Origin of the sequence: Frankia sp. CpI1-P, assembly GCF_001421075.1 — a bacterium.
In the GTDB taxonomy this organism is placed as follows: Bacteria; Actinomycetota; Actinomycetes; order Frankiales; family Frankiaceae; genus Frankia; species Frankia torreyi.
Genome location: NZ_LJJX01000014.1, coordinates 1 through 15,104, shown reverse-complemented (window position 1 = coordinate 15,104; position 15,104 = coordinate 1). Strand labels below are relative to the sequence as shown.

The 15,104-nt window shown below is 72.7% G+C and carries 4 protein-coding genes and 17 pseudogenes; 14 read left to right on the top strand and 7 right to left on the bottom strand.

What is annotated here, in order from left to right; genetic code table 11:
- Positions 1–64: 64 nt before the first annotated feature.
- The 3 genes and pseudogenes from FF86_RS46460 to FF86_RS46450 all read right to left on the bottom strand — a co-directional run.
- A pseudogene (locus FF86_RS46460) lies at positions 65–1,193 on the bottom strand (haloacid dehalogenase); the annotation flags it as partial.
- Between the two features lies 1 nt (position 1,194).
- Positions 1,195–2,424 (bottom strand): annotated as a pseudogene (locus FF86_RS46455) (HAD-IA family hydrolase); the annotation flags it as partial.
- Position 2,425: 1 nt separating this feature from the next.
- Positions 2,426–2,653: hypothetical protein (locus FF86_RS46450; RefSeq protein ID WP_242418606.1), on the bottom strand; the 228-nt coding region annotated here is incomplete at its 3' end.
- A 505-nt stretch (positions 2,654–3,158) separates the two neighbouring features.
- On the opposite strand from FF86_RS46450, the pseudogene FF86_RS46445 reads away from it, so the two are divergent.
- The 14 genes and pseudogenes from FF86_RS46445 to FF86_RS46390 all read left to right on the top strand — a co-directional run.
- Positions 3,159–3,605, top strand: a pseudogene (locus tag FF86_RS46445) (ABC transporter permease); the annotation flags it as partial.
- 1 nt (position 3,606) lies between these two features.
- A pseudogene (locus FF86_RS46440) lies at positions 3,607–3,700 on the top strand (ABC transporter permease); the annotation flags it as partial.
- Between the two features lies 1 nt (position 3,701).
- A pseudogene (locus FF86_RS46435) lies at positions 3,702–3,802 on the top strand (ABC transporter permease); the annotation flags it as partial.
- 1 nt (position 3,803) lies between these two features.
- Positions 3,804–4,100, top strand: a pseudogene (locus FF86_RS46430) (ABC transporter permease); the annotation flags it as partial.
- A 116-nt stretch (positions 4,101–4,216) separates the two neighbouring features.
- A pseudogene (locus FF86_RS11580) lies at positions 4,217–5,235 on the top strand (ABC transporter ATP-binding protein); the annotation flags it as partial.
- A gap of 1 nt (position 5,236) precedes the next feature.
- A pseudogene (locus FF86_RS46425) lies at positions 5,237–5,644 on the top strand (ABC transporter ATP-binding protein); the annotation flags it as partial.
- 68 nt (positions 5,645–5,712) lie between these two features.
- Positions 5,713–6,305: pseudogene (locus FF86_RS46420) on the top strand (glycosyltransferase); the annotation flags it as partial.
- A gap of 1 nt (position 6,306) precedes the next feature.
- Positions 6,307–6,462: pseudogene (locus FF86_RS46415) on the top strand (glycosyltransferase family 2 protein); the annotation flags it as partial.
- A 1-nt stretch (position 6,463) separates the two neighbouring features.
- Positions 6,464–6,655, top strand: a pseudogene (locus tag FF86_RS46410) (glycosyltransferase family 2 protein); the annotation flags it as partial.
- Between the two features lies 1 nt (position 6,656).
- Positions 6,657–7,128 (top strand): glycosyltransferase family 2 protein (locus FF86_RS46405; RefSeq protein ID WP_396229836.1); only part of this gene is annotated, 472 nt, incomplete at its 5' end.
- The gene (locus FF86_RS11570; protein WP_044884646.1) at positions 7,125–8,810 is read left to right on the top strand and encodes a glycosyltransferase; all 1,686 of its coding nucleotides are present in this window, start codon (positions 7,125–7,127) and stop codon (positions 8,808–8,810) included. The genes FF86_RS46405 and FF86_RS11570, both read left to right, overlap by 4 nt.
- Before the next feature lie 81 nt (positions 8,811–8,891).
- Positions 8,892–9,379: pseudogene (locus tag FF86_RS46400) on the top strand (glycosyltransferase); the annotation flags it as partial.
- A gap of 1 nt (position 9,380) precedes the next feature.
- Positions 9,381–9,787 (top strand): annotated as a pseudogene (locus tag FF86_RS46395) (glycosyltransferase); the annotation flags it as partial.
- 1 nt (position 9,788) lies between these two features.
- Positions 9,789–10,028: pseudogene (locus FF86_RS46390) on the top strand (glycosyltransferase family 1 protein); the annotation flags it as partial.
- Positions 10,029–10,790: 762 nt separating this feature from the next.
- Here the strand turns inward: FF86_RS46390 and FF86_RS46385 are convergent.
- The 4 genes and pseudogenes from FF86_RS46385 to FF86_RS34715 all read right to left on the bottom strand — a co-directional run.
- Positions 10,791–11,103, bottom strand: a pseudogene (locus FF86_RS46385) (hypothetical protein); the annotation flags it as partial.
- 1 nt (position 11,104) lies between these two features.
- A pseudogene (locus FF86_RS46380) lies at positions 11,105–11,612 on the bottom strand (hypothetical protein); the annotation flags it as partial.
- Positions 11,613–11,763: 151 nt separating this feature from the next.
- Positions 11,764–13,243: pseudogene (locus tag FF86_RS65845) on the bottom strand (hypothetical protein); the annotation flags it as partial.
- 372 nt (positions 13,244–13,615) lie between these two features.
- On the bottom strand, positions 13,616–13,933 hold the full coding sequence (locus tag FF86_RS34715) for a hypothetical protein (protein WP_128423515.1): 318 nt from the start codon (positions 13,931–13,933) through the stop codon (positions 13,616–13,618).
- Positions 13,934–15,104 lie beyond the last annotated feature (1,171 nt).

Here is a 15,104-nt window from a genome sequence, read left to right as displayed (position 1 = left end):
GCGCCCGGGGCGTCGGCACCGTCGAGCGGTCCGATGGCGGCGGGTTCGGGGTCCCGCTGGTCGGTCACCGCAGTCCTCCGAGCTCGCGCCGGATCTTGCGGGCCGCCCGGACGGGGAGCCCGTCCCGGGCCGGGCCGGCGGCGGGCAGGATCAGCGAGTCGCCCCGGATGCCCATCCAGCCGAAGGCCATCTCGACGTCGAGGGCGTAGACCCCGGCGAGATGCGGCTGGGAGGCGAGGTCGATCGTGTAGACGAACTGGGGGTCGTCGCCGAGGATCTCCACCAGGTTCGACTGGAGCAGCCGCAGGCCGATGAGCGCGAGCTGCTGGGCGGGGTCGTCCAGCGAGGTGATGGTCACCTTGTAGGGCTCGGCGATGTTGTTGATGTGGAACGACAGCGTCAGCCAGTCCAGCCGCAGCAGCCCGCGCCGGCCGGCCGGGTCGATGCGGATGCGGCGGGCGCCGACGGCCTCCAGGCTGAGCCGGACGAGCGACAGCCCGTCGCGGGCCGACCGGGTCAGCGCCGTCTCCTTCACCCCGTTGACGAAGTCGGCCCCGGTGTCGACGTAGACCTCGACGGGGCCGGCGGCGGCCTCCGGCGAGACCTCCTCCGGCGGGACGCCGGCAGCCGCGGCCAGCCCGCTGATGATGGCGAGCGGCCGGTTCGCGACGCCGGCGACGCCCGCGGGCCAGTACAGCTCCCGCATGGAGATGCGGTCGATGTCGGCCGGGGTGAGATAGGGCATCCGGCGCACGAGCTCCGGCGGCAGCAGACCCTCGGTGGCGTCGGAGCCGAAGTTGTCGTCGTGGGCCCAGGAGCCGAACGCGGCGGCCTCGGTGGCGGTGGGGCGGGCGACGAACCGGGTCAGCGTGCGCAGCCCGGCGCGGCGCGCCCCGGCGGAGGCCAGCGACGGCATCGGGGTCTCCGAGCGCCGGTAACGCAGCCATTCCCGCTGGAAGGCGAGGATGCCGTCCTGCACCGCGGCACGCTGGGCGACCTGGGTGCGTGAGGTCCGGTCGATGCTGAGGACCGGGTTGCTCATCTCGTCGAACGAGACCAGCGACCCGACGTCGGGCATGCAGAGCTGCTCGAGCACCTCGGGGCTGCGCATGAGCTGGTTGGCCATCGTCTCCGGCTGGCCACCGGAGGCCACGTAGCCCTCCAGCTCCATACCGGCGAGCCGGTGGCTCATCNCCGCCTGGTTCGTCGCCAGGTACAGGCCGAGGATGTCCAGCTTGCGGCCGGTGGAGGCCAGCAGGCGGGTGAGCAGCGCCTGAATGGTGCCGCCCCAGCCCAGGTCGAGGAAGACGACCCGGCCGGTCTCCGGGAGCTGGCTGTCGAGGTAGCGCACGTAGCGCTCGCGCAGCCGGGTGGCGGTCAGCACGATCTCGCTGCGGATCCGCTCGTCCGAGCAGAGCTCTTCGAGGGTGTCGTCGAGCAGGCCCGGCACGTCGAGGCGCCGGTCGGCCAGCGCGGAGATGCCGGCGACGTGCTCCAGCCGGACACCGAGCTGGCGCAGCAGCTGGCCGACGCTCGGCGCGTGCCGGCGGACCAGGAAGCTCTTCAGCTCCTCCGGGCTGCCCTCGAACACGTTGGACAGCGCACACACCTGCCGGGACGCCCACATCGTCGACACGGAGATGCCGACGTCCTCGCCCGGGTCGACGAGCAGGCGGGACAGGAAGTCCCCCTCCCGCATCAGGCAGTGGATGTGGTCGGCGCCGAAGTCCCGTGCCCGCTCCACCGCCCATTCGGCGAAACCGGCGAAGACCGGGCCGAACACGGTGGCCCCGGTCTCCCAGTAGCGGCGCAGTCCGGCGGGCACGGCGAGGGCGTCCGCGCGGTGCAGCGTCCGGGCGCGCAGGGCGGTCATCCCGAAGTCGCCGTCGACCGGGTCGATGGGGACGTCGTCGCTGGGCTGGTTACGAAGTCCCTCCAGGTCGAGGGTCTGCCGCAGCGATCCGGCGTACTTGGGGTAGTGGATGGCGACGAGCCCGTGCTCACGGGCGCCCTCGACGTCGGCGACGGGATGGTCGCCGAGGTGAACCACCCGGGACGGCTGGAGACTGGACGCGGCCAGCATGTGCTGGAACAGCCCGTCACTCTTCGAGGTCCCGGCATCGGAGGAGGTGAAGATCCGGGTGAACTGCACCCCCGAGAGCTCCGGCCGGTTCAGCAGCCGTTCGAGCTGGCTGGCGGAGAAGTAGGTGTCCGACAGCAGGTACACCGGCAGGCCGAGTTTGGTCATGGCGAGCTCGGCGAGCTCGACCACGGCGAGGTCGGCCCGGCACAGTTCGCGTTCGACCGCGACCTCGGCGTCGATCAGGTCCTGCACCCCGGCGGTCCCCGGCAGCGCGGGCGCCAGCACCTGCCAGATCTCGTCCAGGCGCACCTCGTGGGTGCCGCGGGCGTCATGGGCGTGCANCCGCGCCACATGCTCGGCGTGCACGCGCAGCCGGGCGAACTCTCCCGGCGAGACGCTGGGCGGCAGGTGGCCGGCGTCGGCGAGCCGGTGGCCCAGCAGTACAAACGCGTGGGTGGGTTCGGGCACCATGCGCCACAACAAGGTGTCGAAGACATCGAGAGTCAGGGCCTGTGCCCCGCCCGACTCCAGATGCGACCACACTTCGCGTAGTCGGACGTCGGTGAACACGGCCGTCCTCTCCATGCGACCGGAACGGCCGCTCCATGCGACCGGTACGGCCGCCTCCGCCGGGTCGGCCCCGACGGCCGCCAAACGTCGGGAATCCCCCACGCGGCATCGGCCGGCCGAAGCCAGATGGACGGGTCGATACTATGAACCCCGTTCCGGGCACCGGTCACCGGACCGGGTAGCGGACCGGGTGGNGGCGCCGGCTCGGTCCGGGCACGGTACCGTCACGATTCCGCCGAGAAGCGGGCCGGTTCGCCATCGCGCTCCATCGGCCATTCACCCGCGATCGGGACAACACCCTCCGTGGGGCGCATCACCCTTCGGGGGGCGCAGCGTCCGGCGGGCGTGTCCCGGCGCTGCCCCGGCCGGGGGCGTGCCGGGCCGGAGACGGTTCTCGGTACTGTCAGATCTCTGTCGTGTCGAGTGAGGAGCGGACAGGTGCAGCTCCAGCCACGCCGTGCCGGGGACCGGCGGCCCGACCTCCGGGGGACGGGGAGGGCCGGTCATGTCACATCTGGCTGACGCTCCGCTGCCGGCGGGTACGCCGACGGCCCCGTCCCCGCATCCGGCGGGCCCCGGCCCGGGGCAGCACGCGATGGACCCGAGCCGGCTGGCCCGCCGCAGCCGGGCGCAGACGAGGGTGCGTTGGGAACTGCTACGCAATCTCATCCGCAAGGATCTGAAGGTCAAGTACAAGGGTTCCACGCTGGGCTTCGCCTGGTCGCTGGCGAACCCGATGCTCCTGCTCGTGGTGTACACGTTCGTCTTCCAGATCGTCCTCAAGTCCGGAATTCCGCGGTTCGGCATTTACCTGATGTCCGGGCTGCTGATCTGGAACGCCTTCTCGGGCAGCGTGTCCTCGGCGTGCGGCAGCGTCGTCGCGAACGCGAACCTGGTCAAGAAGGTGCGGTTCCCGCTCGCCGTACTCCCGCTGTCGGCGGTCGGGTTCGCCNCCGTGCACTTCCTGCTCCAGTTGCTCGTGCTTTTCGTGGTGATCCTGATCCTCGGCTACAACCTGATCGGCGCCGACCTGCTGCTGCTCGTGCCNGCGGGCGCCGTCGCCATCACGTTCACGGTCGCACTGTCGCTGCTGGTCAGCGCCCTCAACGTGCGCTACCGCGACACCTCCCACCTGCTCGACGTCGCCCTNCTCGCCTGGTTCTGGCTGAACCCGATGGTCTACGCCTTCGGCCTGATCCAGAACCGGCTGCACGAGTGGACCTGGGTGTACCTGCTCAACCCGATGGCAGTGGTGGTCATCACGTTCCAACGCGCGATCTACGATCCTGGGGGTGGCTCCACCGGCTCGACCCCCGTCCAGGCGGACCCGGGATACACGTTCTACCTGGAACATCTCGCCGTCGCAGGGGCGATCTCGGTCGTCCTGCTCTGGGTGGGGTTCCACGTGTTCCGCACCATGCAGGCGGACTTCGCCGAGGATCTGTAGGTGGGCTCCCGGCGGCCCGGCGACGTCGTCGTCCGCCGCCGCGAGCCCTGGAGCCAGCACGCCGACCGCGGTGCGATCATGGTGAGACGTCCGCCGGCGGCCAGCAAGGAGTTGTAGTGGCCCGACACTCGTCCGCGTACCAGCGCGGTGCGGCCTCCCCGCCGTGGGGGCGGCGTCCCGCGGCCCCGCGTGGCCCGGTCGACGGCGCCGCGCCGGCCGGCCCCGCCGCGCTCGACCCCGCACCGCGCGACCCCACCGCGCTCGACCCCACACCGCTCGACCTCGCCCCGCCGTCCTACCCGGAGGTCGCCGCGACGCCGCCGGGTCGGTCGGATCCCTGGGGCGTCCCCGGCGCGAACGGTGCGGCGCCGGCCGGCGGGCCCGCAGCGGTCGATCCCCTCGGTGCCCCCGAGCAGGTCGGCCCCGGCGAGGCCGTCCCCGACTCGGCGGTGGTGATCCAGGGGACCGGGGTGAGCAAGCGGTTCGTCTCGTACCACAACCGCGCGACGAGCCTGAAGGAACGGTTCGTCCGCCGCGGTGGCCCCGCCGGGGACGACTTCTGGGCGCTGCGCGACGTCGACGTGACGATCGGGCGCGGCCAGACGGTCGGGCTCGCCGGGGCGAACGGTTCAGGGAAGTCGACCCTGCTCAAGGTGCTCGCCGGCATCCTGCGCCCGACCAGCGGACAGGTCTCGGTGCAGGGCCGGATCGCGTCGCTGCTGGAACTCGGCGCCGGGTTCAACGGCGAGCTGTCCGGGCGGGACAACGTCTACCTCAACGCCTCGCTGCTCGGGCTGTCCAAGCGGGAGATCGACCGACTGTTCGACTCGATCGTCGACTTCTCCGAGCTGCGGCACAAGATCGACGACGACGTGAAGCACTACTCGTCCGGCCAGTACGTGCGCCTCGGCTTCGCCGTGGCCGTGCACGTCGATCCGGACGTGCTGCTCGTCGACGAGGTGCTCGCCGTCGGCGACGAGGCGTTCCAGCGCAAGTGCCTGGCCAAGATCGCCGAGTTCCGGGCGCAGGGGCGCACGATCCTGTTCGTCACCCACTCCCTCGACCTCATCGAGAGCATGTGTGACCGGATCCTGGTCCTGGAGTCCGGCTCGCTGATCTACGACGGCAACCCCGCNGTGGGCACGAAGCTGCTGCGGCAGAAGCTGGGCAGCCTGCCGGCCGAGGGTCCGGTGTCGTGGGAGTACGCCACCGTCCGCCCCCAGTCGGTGGCCTTCAGCCTGGATCCCGGCGGGCTGCCGATGGTGCAGTACGACCCGGGCGAGCGGCTCACGGTCAGCGTCGAGCTCGACGTCACCGAGGGCGCCCCGGAGCAGATCTATCTGCACACCTACATCGTCGGGCAGAGCGAGGTGCCCATCTGGATGATGGAGACGCCCCCCGGTGGGCTCGCCGTCGGCCCCGGGCGGCACATCGTGGACTTCTCCATCCCGCACCTACCCGAACTACTCGGGGCGTTCGCGGTCAAGGTGCACGTCTCGGACGCCACCACCGGCGCCCCGGTGACGACCCGCCGGTTCGAGGAGNTGTTCGGCGTCAGCGGCCCGCAGGCGGACGGGCTTCTCAAGGTCGACTACGAGGCGAGGCTGCGCGGATGACGGAGCGGAAGCAGACGGGAACCACCGCCGGGCCGGGCGGCGGCGCGGGGACCGAGCCGCTGGCGACCATCGTGATCGTCAACTGGAACGGGGCGCACCTGCTGCCGGCCTGCCTCGACGGCATCGCCAAGCAGGACGCGGGCTTCGCCTTCCAGACCTGGGTCGTCGACAACGCCTCCGCGGACGGCTCCCGGGAGCTGCTCGCCGAGCGTTACCCCTGGGTGCGGGTCGTGCCCTCGGACCGCAACCTCGGCTTCGCCGGCGGCAACAACCTCGCCCTGCGCCAGGTCACCACGCCGTACGCGGTGCTGGTGAACAACGACGCCGTTCCCGAACCGACGTGGCTCGCGGCCCTGCTGGGGCCGTTCGGCGAGCCCGGTGGCCAGCACCTCGGCGCCGCCACCGGCAAGGTCGTGTTCCTGCCCCGCTTCCTGCGGATGCGGCTGAGCACGCCCACCTTCGTGCCCGGCCCGCACGACTCCCGGGAGCTGGGCGTCCGGGTGTCGTCGGTGACGGTGAACGGGCGCGAGGCGCTGCGCGAGGTGCTCTGGGAGAAGCTGACCTATGGCGCCGAGGGGCCGGCGAAGGCNCCGTACTTCTGGACCCGCGGCGACGGCGAGCTGTGCGTCCCGATCCCGGACGGTGGGCCGGTCACCCTCGGATTCACCTGGGCGGCGGAGTCGGGTAAGCAGGTCGTCCTGAGCTGGGACGGCCCGACCGGTGCCGCCGACGGCGGCCGGGCCGAANTGGCCGTCGGCCGCGAGTCGACGACGGTGACGCTCACCGTCGTCGGGGAGGCCCCGCGCGTCGATGTGATCAACAACGTCGGCGGGATCGTGCTCACCGACGGCTATGGCGCGGACCGCGGCTACCAGCAGGTCGACGCCGGCCAGTTCGACCAGCCGGAGGACGTGTTCACCGCCTGCGGCAACGGGATGGNCATCCGGTCGTCGCTGGGTCACGAGCTCGGCTGGTTCGACGACGCGTTCTTCCTCTACTACGAGGACACCGACCTGTCATGGCGGATCCGGGCGCGGGGGTACACGATCCGCTACGTCCCAGGCGCGGTGCTGCGGCACATCCACTCGGCGTCGAGCGTCGAGTGGTCGCCGCTGTTCGTCTTCCACACCGACCGCAACCGGCTGCTGATGCTCACCAAGGACGCGACGGCGACGCTGGCGCTGTCCGCGGTGCTGCGCTACCCGGCGACGACCGCCTCCATCGCGGTGCGCACCCTGCGCCAGGCGTGGCGCGGCCGCAGCCGGCCGGCGCTGCGCCCGACGCTGCTGCGGCTGCGGGTGTACGGCTCGTACCTGCGGCTGCTGCCCGCGATGCTGCGGGCCCGGCGCGAGATCGGCCGCACCGCCGCCGAGCGGCGCTCGAGCCTGCAGAGCTGGCTGGTCTCCCGATGAGCGAGCTCGCGAGTGGCGCCACGGATCCCGCCGCGCCGACCACCGCGACCGCTGCGGCCACCGCGGCCGCCACGGCCACCGCGGCCGCCACGGCCAGCGCGGCCGCCAGCGCCGACGAACGGCCGGCGCGGGGGGTGCGGGCCGCCGTCTACAACCGGTTCTGGCATTCGATGGGCGGCGGGGAACGCCACAACGGCATGATCGCCCAGGTGCTGGCGGCCGAGGGCGCGAGCGTCGACATCCTCGGGCATTCCGAGGTCGACCTCGACCAGCTCGGCAGCCATCTCGGCCTGGATCTCGCCGGCTGCCGCTATGTCCGGCTGCCGGACCGCGGTGAGGAGGCCATCGCGGCGGTGTCCGCGGGTTACGACCTGTTCGTCAACGGCTCGTACATGAGCCGCATCGCGCCGCAGTCCCGCCGCTCGGCGTACCTGTGCTTCTTCCCGACGCCCTTCGACCACGACATGGCGGCCTGGCGCAAGGCCGCGGTGCGCACCGCCGGCCCGCTGCTGCGCGGGGTGCGCCCGGCGGTCAGCTTCGGCCAGGGCTGGTACCCACCGGAGGGCGGCCGCCGCCGGCAGTGGACCTGGACGAACGGGTCGGGCATCCTCGCCGTCAGCCCGGGTGAGCGGCGCACCCTGCGCGCCGACATCGGCCGTCCGGGCGCACCGGCCGGCACGTCGCTGCGGGTCCTCGACGCGGGCGGCGGGGTGCTGGCCAAGCTGGAGATCGGCGCCGACTTCGCCCCGTTCGAGGTGCCGCTGCCGCCGACCACCGACGGCACCGAGCTCACCCTGGTCAGCGACGCGTTCTCGCCGGGCGCCGCGGACGTGCGCGAACTCGGCGTCGCGGTGAGCCGGCCGCGGGTCACCGACGGCGACGAGGGACCGATCGCCCGCCTGCCGCTGCGCTTCCCCTGGCTGCTGCGGGACCCGGCGGACCTGGCCTACCTCGACGGCTACGACGTGGTCATGGCCAACTCGCAGTTCACCCGGGGCTGGATCCGGCGGTTGTGGAAGCGCGACGCCGACGTGCTGTTCCCCCCGATCCAGGTGCAGCGGCTGCACCCGGCACCGGTCCGGGAGAAGGCCGTCGTCACCGTCGGACGGTTCTTCATGCCGGGCCTCGGGCACGCCAAGCGGCAGCTTGAGATGGTGCAGTGGTTCGGCGAGCTGTACCGCGCCGGCGACCTGCCGGGCTGGACGATGCACGTCGTCGGCGGCTGCGAGGACTCCCAACGGCCCTACCTGGAGCAGGTCCGCGCCGCCGGGGCCGGCCTGCCGGTGCAGGTTCACCCGAACGCCCCGCGGGCGCAGGTCGAGCACCTGCTGTCGACCAGCTCGGTGTTCTGGTCGGCGACCGGTTACGGCGAGGACGACCGACGCCGTCCCTGGACGGCGGAGCACTTCGGGATGACCACCGTCGAGGCGATGGCCGGCGGCTGCGTGCCGGTCGTCATCGACCGCGCCGGGCAGCGGGAGATCGTCCGGCACGGCGTCGACGGCTACCGGTGGACCGGACCGGAGCAGGTCGCCTCGTTCACCCGCCGGCTCGCCGCCGAGGACGACCTGCGCGGCCGGCTCGCGGCCGCGGCGGTCGAACGGGCCCAGACCTTCTCGGACGACGCGTTCGCCCACCAGTGGCGCGACATCGCCGACCGCCGCCGGCTCTACCAGGACTGACCGGCACCAGGACTGACCGGGACGTGGGCTGGCCGGGACGGGGCAGCGCGGGAGCGACACGACAGCGGCGNGAGGCACCGGATGAGGATCGTGCTCGACGGCACGCCGCTGCTCGGGCGGCGCACCGGCGTCGGCCGCTACACCGAGCACCTGCTGGCCGGCCTCGCCCGGCTCGACACCTCCTGGGAGCTGGCGGCGACGGCGTTCACGTGGCGCGGGCTCGACGAGCTCGCCGGGAGCCTGCCGGCGGGGGTGCGCCCGGCCGCCCGCCGAGCCCCGGCGCGACTGCTCCAGGACGCCTGGATCCGCGGCGAGCAGCCGCCCGTGGAATGGCTCACCGGCGCTGCGGACATCGTGCACGGGACCAACTTCGTCCTCCCGCCGCTGCGCCACGCCCGCGGCGTGCTCACCATCCACGACCTGTCCTACCTGCGGACCCCGGACACGGTCACGGCCGCCTCCGCCCGCTACAGCGATCTCGTCCCCCGCGGGCTGCGGCGCGCCTGCGCCGTGCTCACCCCGAGCCGGGCCGTCGCCGAGGAGGTGATCACCGCCTACCGGCTCGACCCNGCGCTGGTCACCCCCACCCCGCTCGGCGTCGACGACACCTGGTTCACCACCCCGGCGCCGACGGCCGCCTGGCTGCAGGCGCACGGCCTGCCCGAGCGGTACCTGCTCTTCGTCGGCTCGGTCGAACCCCGCAAGAACCTGCCGGTCCTGCTGGAGGCGGTGCGCCGGCTGCAGGCGGCGCAACTCGGCGCCCCCCCGCTGGTCCTCGTCGGACCGCCGGGGTGGGGGCCGACCCTCGACCTCGCCGGGCTGCCCGCCGGCAGCGTCATCACCGCCGGCTACCTCGACGCCGACCAGTTGCGGGCCACGGTCGCGGGCGCCAGCGTGCTGTGCTTCCCCTCCCGCTACGAGGGTTTCGGCCTACCGCCCCTGGAAGCGCTCGCCGCCGGCACCCCGGTCGTCGCCGCNGACATCCCGACCGTCCGGGAGGTCACCGGAGCCCTGGTCGACTCCGTCGCCAGCCCGGTGCGGCTGGTCCGGCAGGCCGACCGGGACTCGTTCGCCGACGACCTCGCCGAGGCGATCCTCGCCCTGCTCGCCTCCCCCGGCGACGCCGAGGCGGGCCGCGCCCACGCCCGCACCTTCACCTGGCGGCGCACCGCGGAGCTGACCGCGGCCGTCTACCGCCGGGTCGCCGAGCTTTCCTAGGGCGGCGGCGAGCAGCGCCGCGGCGACGATCGCGGCGGCCGCCAGGACCGCCAGGCCGACGCGCGGCGAGCCGGGCCCGCCCAGCGCCCAGGCGGCGCGCAGCCGGTCGGGCAGGGCGAGCGGCGCGAGGGCGGGCCGCTTCCAGGCCAGTTCCCGCCCGATGAGCACCAGCGTGCAGGCGGCCATCGCCGCGACGACGGCCAGGGTCGGCAACCCGTGCCGGCCCAGCGGCAGGGCTCGGCAGGACGCGGCGACGCCGATCGCGAGCACCGGTGCCATCGGCAGCAGATAGCGGGTGAACGACGCCCCACCGGCGGCCACGTATCCCACCAGGGTGGCGACGACGAGCAGGCAGTGCCCGGCCACCAGGAGCCAGCCGACGACCGCGCCACCACCACCGCCACCGCTGTTGCTGCTGCCGCCGCCACCGCCACTGCCACCGCTCGGATCGGCCGCGGACGGACTGGGGGCACCCCCTGTGGACCGGCGTCGGGCACACGCGCGCAGGGCCGCTGCGGCCAGACCGGCGCCGGTGACCACCGCGATGCCGACGGCGACCTGCTCGGCGTGACCGGTGACGAGCGTGGGCCGGCCGAAAAACCCGCGGTAGACGTACCACCACAGATCACCGTTGCGCAGCACCTGCCAGATCGAGGGGTGTGCCCCGCCGAGCGGGAACATGTCCGCGATCCGCTCGGAGGCCGTGGGATCGCCGTAGCGGCGCTGATTGCGCAGGTAGAACCAGCCGACGGCGGCGACGGTGAGGGCAAGCAGCCCACCGGCGGCGGCCAGGCCCCGGCCGGCCCGGCGGGCCCGGCTTCCCCTGGTGTGCAGCGCGACGGCGGCGGCGACGGCGGGCACCACGGCGGCGAGAGCCACCGCGCCGCTCGCCCGGCTGGCCGCCGCGGCCGGCCCGAGCACCGCGAGTCCCGCGAGGATCCGCGGGCTCGGGCCGCGGCGGGCAAGGGCGACGGTCACCGCGAGCAGCCCGGTCACGGTCGCCATCGCCAGGGTGTCGTTGTAGATCTGCCCGGAGGTGACGACGACGAGCCCGACGGTCCCGATGACCGCCGCCNCCCCGACCGCGACGCCCGGCCGTCGCGGCAGCAGCCCGCGGCACAACGCCGCCGTCGCGACGACGACGCCCACGCCGAGCAGCACGTTGACGACGCGCGCGGCGCGGAATCCGGCCAACGGATGGCCCGACGCCTCGCCGGTCCGCAGCGGCACCGCCTCCACGGCGTAGAACAACGGCGGATGGTTGGCGGTGTAGACCAGATCGAAGTTGGACAGCCCCCGGCCGAGGCGCACCCCGCACAGCCCGTCGGCATGCGCGTCGACCGCGGCCCGGGCCTGTGCGGGCGAGGCCCGGCAGCTCGCCGGCAGTCCCGGCATGCCGGGCACCCGCGCGCGCACCGGGGTGTCGAGCTGCGGCAGCGAACCGTGGGCGAGCTCGAGGGCGTACGCCGTGTGCTGCGCCTCGTCGGCCCCGGTGAACGGCGGGACCACCGCGGCGACGAGCAGCCCCAGCGAGCTGAAGATCAGACCGGCCGCAGCCACCCCGGTCACGAACCACCGTCGCATCGCCGGACCGCGGCCGGCAGCCCCCGGCGGCGCATCGCCCGCAGGACCACCCGCGGCCTCCCGTGAGGCACCACCGTGGATCTCGGCCGCCTGCTGGGCGGCACCACCATGGACCTCGGCTGCTTTGGCGGCCGTGCGGCCGGCGGCGAAGTCATCGTCGTCCGGGCCGGTCGAGCGGTGCCGTCCCATCCCGCACCCCCCGCCGATCAACCGGCGGCGCGCGAGCCCCCGTCCGTCCCCGCCGATATGACGGTAACGCCCGGGCCGCGCCGGCTATCCAGCGGTTCGCCCCCGCAGCGCGGCGACGAACGCGCCCGCGCCGATGACCGCGGCCAGGGCGACCGGCCCGATGACGGCGCCGAGGTAGCGGTAGTCGAAGCCGGCGGTGACCGCGGACAGCACGAGGGTCGACACCCCGGATCCGGCTGCCAGCCAGAACACCCGACCGATCCCGGCAGGGGCGGCACGATCGGGAGCCGGCGCAGCCGCTGACCGTTGCGGGGGCCGCTTGGCCCGCCGCAGCGCCCGCCGGGCCCGGATCGTCCGGCCGGCCGTGAGCAGCGACGCTGCCATTCCCGCCAGCAGGCCCAGGCCGACCAGCGGCAGCGGGGCGTAGGAAATCCGGGACCAGGCCGCGAGCAGGCTGGCCGGCGGCGAGCGCACCGCCGTGGCGACGAAGTAGCCGTCGTCGGCGTGGGCGTCGTCCGGGGGCAGCACGTTGGTGACGCGGGTCGGCAGCTCCCAGGTGTCCGCCCGGGACGTCAACGGGGTCTCGTACGGGACCGGGTCCAGGTAGCCGGCGAGGTAGCGGGCGGAGGACGTGACGAGCGCCCACGGCTGCTCGCGCACCACCACGTGCGCGAACGTCCCCGCGAGGTCCTCCCGCCCCGGCGGGATCTGCCGGTGGCCCTGGCGCAACGGCGAGTCGGCGGGCCACAGGTAGCGGACCGGCGCGCCGCGCTGGTCGGTGGGCCGCGGGTCACACAGAGTACGCAGGTCGGCGCGGGAAATCGTCGAACAGTCGGCGAACGGGGCCACCCGCCCGTACAGGAAGAAGCCGGAATGCGCGGACACCGTGAAGCCCTTGCCCTCGGCCGCGCTCCAGCCCGCGTAGGCGCCCACCGGCACGGCGGCCGCCACCACGAACGCGACGACGGGGGCGACCGCCCGCACCGGCGCCCGCCGGCCGCGGCCGGCGACCGCGACGGCGACCGCGTCGGCCACCAGCACGACAACGGCGACCGCCAGCGGCCCGTAGCCCACCGTCCGCACGCACAGCGCCGCGCCCAGCAGCAGCCCTGCGCCCGCGGCGGCGGCGGCCCGCGGCCGCCGCCAGCCCGCCAGCACCGCGACGCCCGCCGAGACGAGCACCCCGAACAGGCTGTCCGCCAGCACGAACTGACCCAGGTCCAGCACCCACGGCGCGAGCAGCGCGGGGGCCGCGGCGAGTGCGGCCAGCCAGGGCCGGCGGACCGCCCGCACCGCCACCGCGTACAGCGCCATCGCGACGACCAGAGTCAGCAGGTGCTGCACGACCACGATCCGGGTCACGTGGCTGGGGCCGTCGAGAATCCGCAGGAAGATCGGATAGCCGGACGGCCGCCAGTCCCCCGGCCACAGATCGCGCCAGGNCTGGTCCAGGTAGGCGGCGGAGTCCCCGAGATACATCAGCGCCGGCGGGTAGGCGACCAGCACCAGCACCCGGGCGGCGACCGCGAGGGCGAACAGTACGGCGAACACCGCGTGTCTCCGCACGCCCCGCCGGCCTCGACCGAGAGCCGCCCGCATCCCAGAGCCGGGCTTCGCGAAGGTCGCGCCGGGCGCGCGGCGCGACCTCGGCCGTGTCGACAAGGGCTGAGCTGGCACTGGCGCCGGCGGGGCGAGCTGTCCGGAGTGGACGGACGGCAGACCGGGGCTGTCACTGTCACTGTCGGCGTCCACGGCCTCGCCGGGAACCTGGCTGACGCTACCCATCGCCCCCAGTCTCGCAGGCGGCCCGGCCGTCACCAGGCACCGGACCGTGCCGAGGTACCCGGCACACCTGCCCGCCCGCCCGCATCAGAAATATTCCCGTGGCGCACATCGGCGACGACCATCAGGATCGCGGGGCCGCACATGGATCGGATGATCCGTGCGGCCGGCATATCCCGCCGTTCAGAGTCGCCGGTCCGGCCGGACCGGCACGCATGCCGCGCGGATGCCGAAATTTTGCAGGTAATACACCGGGGATCTCGAATGCCGGAATTTACCGCACAAGAAGACAGCACCATGACGATCGAGAGCACCACCAGTTGATCCGATCGCGGAACAAACACCTCCATGGCCGGGCCGATCTCGTTCAGGCACCTCCCCTCCCGATTCGACTTACGCCGTCGACGGCAGAGGCGGCGGCGAAGGACGATGACGATGCGTGATCCAGGCCACCAGGCACACCGAACGGGGACGCCCCGAGAACACCGCACGCAACACCGACCGGCCACCCCATACCACCTACGACACCGAGTAAAGACCGGAGCGGACAGGCAAGGCAAAGATCCGCATTAATAGGTAGACCCGTAAAATTAGTTACCTAAGAGCCCAACACTCGACTACGATGGGTTATGGAAATTAGCAGTCGGTGCCACGAGGGATCCGACCAAGGAGGTGCGACTCCCGCCGCCAGAAGTCGGCAGAGTGTGTCGCATCGGGCTCGGCGCAAGATGGCTGCATCGACACCGGCAGGAGCTGCGGCCCCCAGGTTGCAACTGAGGGCCGCAGCGATTGGCTTCACCCTCTGGGCAGAGGTCGCAAGAAGCCCCAGAAGATGATCGAGATGCATCTTCCGCTCGCCACGATAGCAACAGCAGACCGAGATCTCACCGAAACTTCCGGCCAACCCTCACCGGAACACGCACACCTATCACATGAAGTCGATGAGGTTGACGCAAATTCCTGCAACCCATCGTTAGACGTCCGCACGATTCGACCCAACGACACGCCGACAGCGGTTCTTGCATCCGATCCGACCTTCTGCTAGCGTCTTGGTTTTTTTGAATTCGCGCGTACAGATTTTTCTGTACGACCCGAACCCTGCGATCCGATTCATCGGGACCGAAACCCGACCACCGTCGTAGTGCAAAGCCAGACTTCCCCGGCGCGGACGGGATGAAACACACGTCTCCGAAGGACCGGTACAGTAGGCCCATGCCGGTACGGATCGCCTGTTGCAACGTTCCCATCGAGACCGGGAATGAAGGGNCCGCGTCCGGCTGGCTCCGCAAGAACTAAGAACCTCTGGGCAGAGACGGGTCAGAGCCGCGGGGATCACACGCCTCGGGGCCAGGCAAGGTGTTAGCGCAAGTCTGCAGCAAGCCCCCGCACAAGAATCGAGGTACAGATGTCAGAAGATCCGGGGCCCCGCACTCGGCGGCCCCGCGCCCCAATACCAGGAACTTAGGTTCTGATCGTGTAGGTTCGAGGGGTGCCGAGACGCGGTCAGGTGAAGGAGAAGCC

What these genes read in the sequence shown, in the direction of transcription:
- FF86_RS11570 (WP_044884646.1), top strand. Translation starts at nt 7,125, where the DNA reads ATGAGCGAGCTCGCGAGTGGCGCCACGGATCCCGCCGCGCCGACCACC.
- FF86_RS34715 (WP_128423515.1), bottom strand. Translation starts at nt 13,933, where the DNA reads ATGGAGGTGTTTGTTCCGCGATCGGATCAACTGGTGGTGCTCTCGATC.